The following is a 3,182-nucleotide window of genomic DNA, read 5'->3' on the forward strand; positions in this document are numbered from 1 at the left end:
TGGTAGAGGTGCTCGGGGCGGGCCAGGTCGCGCAGGCGGTGGGAGCCCAGGTCACGCAGGACGACGCCTTCGGGCAGGCGGTCAAGCACCAGGTCGTGGGTGGGCTGCGACACGACTATCTGGCCCCCGTGGGCGGTGTCACGAAGCCGGGCGCAGCGGTTGACCTCGGTCCCTGCGTAGTTTCCACCCGCTCGCTGCTCGACTTCGCCGGTGTGGATGCCCAGGCGCAGGTTGATGGGGCTTTGCTCTGAGGCCAGGGTGAGGCTTATCTCAAGGGCGCAAGCCACGGCCTGGGTGGCCCTGGGAAACGCGGCCAGAAAGCTGTCGCCTTCGCCCTGCTCCACAGGACGCACCCCTCCGTGGGTTCCCACCGCTTCGTCCACGACGGCGTTGAAGCGGGCCATGGCCGGGCGCATTTCGTCCGGACGCGACTCCCACAGGCGAGACGAGCCTTCGATGTCGGCCAGCACGAGGGTGATCGTGCCCACCGGCAGGACAAACCCGGCATCCGTGGTCGCGCTCACGTGGTCCCCCCACTGCACCGGTGCGACCGGGGGCCGCACCTCGTGTCCCAACTGTCTCATCTGAGTCATGCCCGAAGCATGGGGTGCGGGAGCCGGCACTACATCAGACAGATGTACGAGGTGGGTGCCGGGGGCCGGGTGAACCGCTTAAGCGCTGGTCACGCCAAGCAGGGCGCGAGAGGCCACGTCCAAGGCCGGGCCCACGGCAGCCGCCGGGCGCCAGAGGTGCCGCTCGGGCCAGGCCGCGGCAGCCGCTCTGGTGTGTGGTGGCCTTTAGGTCCGCGCCGAGTGCGACCCCGATCGCGAGCTCCGCAGCCAGCGGCGCGAAGCGGCGCGCCAGCGAGGACTGCAGAGCAGGCGGGGTCGCACAGGCGCGACACAAATAGAAACTGCCGAACGCAACAGACGACTAAACGGAAACCGCCTCCGCCCCCAGCAGATAACGCAACCGATCCACGCACCCACCGTCCAAGTCGACCCGAAACTCGGCCCCCAGCCTGAAGGTCTTGGTCCCCGACTCGGACTTCAGCTGCAGCAGGACAGGGATCTTGCCCGGGTAGTCCAGCAGAACCGACTTCAGCTCCTGGACGAACCCGGCATCGCACTTGGAAGCCTCGACCGTCACGCGCAGGGGGTTGTCGAAGATGGTGAGGTCCGGCTCGCAGACCTCCAGGGCGACGAGCTTCGGGACGTTCTCCTTGCGGTCCACGCGCGCCTTGACGCACAGGACCTTGTCCACCTGGATGAGGCCGTTGGACTTCTCGGCGATGGCCGGGAACACGATCACCTCGCAGTTGGCCTCGAGGTCCTCGAAGTCCAGCAGGTACATCAGGTCGCCCTTGCGGGTGAACTTCTTGCCGACCTTGTTCACGATTCCGCCGAACGTGCGGATCGCCCCGTCCGACGCCTCCGCGAGGTGGGCGATCGAGGCGTCGGTCTGACAGGCCATGACCTGCTCCAGGCCCAGCAGGGGGTGGTCGGTGACGTACTGGCCGAGCATCTCCTTTTCGAAGGCCATCTGAAGCTGCTTGGTCATCGGCGAGTGCGGGATCTGCAGAGACGAGCCGACCAGCGTCCGGTCGCCGTTTGTCTGCGCCGGGTCGTCGAAAAGCGACACGTAACCGTCGCGCTCTTTGCGGCGGGCGGAGCAGATCTGATCCACGACGTCCTCGAAGACCTCCAGCAGCCCTCCGCGTGAATGGACGGGAGGGTCGCCGCCCATATCGAAGGCGCCCGCCTTGATCAGCGACTCGATCGTGCGCTTGTTGAGCACATGGACGTCCACTCGCCAGCAGAAGTCCAGGAAGTCCTTGAACGGACCCCCTTCGCGGCGGGCCTGCAGGATCTGCTCCACCACGCCCTCGCCGACGTTGCGGATGCCGGCGAGCCCGAACCGCACGGCGCCGGCACGCGATGGGTCCGGAGAGAACTCCGACTGGGACAGGTTTACGTCCGGGGGCAGGACGACCACGCCCATCTTGCGGGCGACCGCGAGGTACTTGGTCTTTTCGTCTTTTGAGTCCTGGCAGGACGTGAGCAGCGCCGACAGGTACTCGACCGGGTAGTGGGCCTTCAGGTAGGCCGTCTGGTAGGCGACGATGCCGTAGCAGGCCGCGTGGGCACGGTTGAACGAGTAGCCGGCGAACGGCTGGATCAGGTGCCACAGGTGCTTGGCCTGATCGGTGGTCAGCCCCTGCTCCGCCGCGCCGGCGAGGAACTTCGGCTCCTCGGCCCTCAGGAGAGCGTCCACCTTCTTGCCGATCGCCTTGCGGACGATGTCGGCTTCTCCGGGGCTGTAGCCGGCGATCAGCTGCAGGAGCTTGAGGATCTGCTCCTGGTAGACGATGACACCGTAGGTGCCCTCGAGCAGCTCCTTGAGCGACGGGTGCAGGTACTGCACCCGCTCCGGGTGGTGCTTGCCCTCGATGTACTTGGGGATCTCGTTCATCGGGCCGGGACGGTAAAGCGCGATGAGGGCGACGATGTCCTCGAAGCGGTCCGGGCGAAGCGACTTCAGCAGGCGCCGCATGCCTTCGGACTCCATCTGGAACATCCCGTCGGACTCACCGCGCTGCAGCATCTCGAAGACCTTCGGGTCCTCCAGCGGGACCGCGTCGATGTCGAGGTCGATCCCCTTGGCGCGCAGTCGGTCCAGGGTCAGGTCGATGACCGTGAGGTTGGCGAGGCCGAGGATGTCCATCTTCAGCAGGCCGAGCTTGCCGACGGCGTTCATCTCGTACTGCGTCACTACGTCACCGCTGTCGGTGCGCTGCAGGGCCGTGTGCTCCACGAGCGGCTCCCGGCCGATCACGACCGCGGCCGCGTGGGTGCCCGTCTGCCGGCGCAGGCCCTCGAGCTTGCGGGCTGAGTCCAGGACGCGCTTGGCCTCCGGCTCCTCGGCGTAGGCTTTGCGCAGCTCGCCGGCCTCGGTGAAGGCGTAGGTCCACTTGGAGTCCTTGGACCGCTCAAAGCAGTCCCGCAGCAGCGGGTCCTTGCCGAGCAGAGGACGGGGGAACATCTTGGCCAGGCGGTCACCTGTCCCGTACGCGTAACCCAGGACCCGGGCCGCGTCGCGGATGGCGCTCTTGCCCTTGATCGTGGCGAAGGTGACGATCTGCGCGACCCGGTCCTCCCCGTAGCGGTCGCGCAGGTACCGGA

At 67.1% G+C, this 3,182-nt stretch carries 2 protein-coding genes; both read right to left on the reverse strand.

Features of this window, described 5'->3' with window-relative positions; translation table 11 throughout:
• Window positions 1-593, reverse strand: a 593-nt coding sequence (locus VNE62_12025; protein ID HVE93008.1) for an adenylate/guanylate cyclase domain-containing protein, incomplete at its 3' end; no start/stop codon positions are given.
• 340 nt (window positions 594-933) lie between these two features.
• Window positions 934-3,182: DNA polymerase III subunit alpha (gene dnaE / locus VNE62_12030; protein HVE93009.1), on the reverse strand; the 2,249-nt coding region annotated here is incomplete at its 5' end.

The sequence above is a fragment of the Actinomycetota bacterium genome (assembly GCA_035536535.1).
Classification (GTDB): Bacteria; Actinomycetota; JAICYB01; order JAICYB01; family JAICYB01; genus DATLNZ01.